Genomic DNA, 1,063 nt, shown 5'->3' on the forward strand with positions numbered 1-1,063 from the left:
GTGCGGCCGTATGGTTTTGTGAGACAGCTTGTTAGGAGCCCTCACTTAGATGCCCGAGCGTAAGAAGTACACGCAGAAGTACAAGGACGATGCCGTGGAGTTGGTGATTTCCTCTGGTCGTCCGATCGCGCAGATCTGCGGTGATATTGGTGTCAACGAGGGCACCTTGGGTAATTGGGTGCGTAGATACCGGGCCGATCATCCGGAGCGTTTCACGGCCGAGGAGAAAGCAGCTGTGCCGTGGGAGGAACATCAGAAAGCTCTGGCCGAGAACGCGAAGCTGAAGCAGGAAATTGAGTTCCTGGGAAAAGTCAGCGCCTTCTTTGCAGCGAAGCAACGGTAGAGGATTTCTACGAGTTCATCGAAGCGGAGAAGGCCAACCATCCGATTGCCTGGTTGTGCCGGGTCCTGAAGATTTCCCGCGCCTCGTTCTACCGGTGGCGCAACCCGGCAGGACCGTCACCGCGGTCCGTGCGCCGCGAGGTGCTGGTAAGCGCCGTGACCGGCAAATACGCCGCGTGCGGTGGTAAGGCCGGCCGGGATCAGTTGGTCCGCTTGCTCAACGAGGACGGGATCAGCGTCTCCTCTCCGACGGTTGGGGCGATCATGCGTGAGCACGGCCTGCGCGCGGTCCGGACTCGTGCGTGGAAGAAAACCACGGAGCAGGACCGGCAGGCCAAGACCGCCCATATCGAGAACCACATGCTCGACGTCGACGGGAGGCGGGACTTCACCTCCGAGGTGCCCGGGACCCGGTTGTGCGGGGACATTACGTACCTGAAGACCGGTGAGGGGTGGCTGTACCTGGCCACCGTGATCGACCTGTGCACCGGCATGGTGATCGGCTGGAACATGGACCAACACATGCGCACCAGCCTGTGCACGAGTGCGCTGGCCATGGCCCGTGACCATGGATACCTGCATCCGGACGGAAGTGTTTTCCATTCCGACCGCGGCACGCAGTACACCTCCTCCGAGTTCCAAGCCTGGTGCGCGGGTAACGGTGTCACCCAGTCGATGGGCAAGGTCGGCGTGTGTTGGGATAACGCGGTCGCGGAGAACT

General features: G+C 61.3%; 2 protein-coding genes. Both read left to right on the forward strand.

What is annotated here, in order from left to right:
* Positions 1–49: 49 nt before the first annotated feature.
* The gene (locus Q0877_RS17045; RefSeq protein WP_299170041.1) at positions 50–343 is read left to right on the forward strand and encodes a transposase; all 294 of its coding nucleotides are present in this window, start codon (positions 50–52) and stop codon (positions 341–343) included.
* 17 nt (positions 344–360) lie between these two features.
* Positions 361–1,063, forward strand: a 703-nt coding sequence (locus Q0877_RS17050) for an IS3 family transposase (protein ID WP_299170043.1), incomplete at its 3' end; no start/stop codon positions are given.

Origin of the sequence: uncultured Arthrobacter sp. (genome assembly GCF_947495145.1) — a bacterium.
Lineage (GTDB): Bacteria > Actinomycetota > Actinomycetes > Actinomycetales > Micrococcaceae > Arthrobacter_D.

Excerpts from the sequence above, each read along its gene's own strand:
- Q0877_RS17045 (WP_299170041.1), top strand. The coding sequence starts at position 50 with ATGCCCGAGCGTAAGAAGTACACGCAGAAGTACAAGGACGATGCCGTG.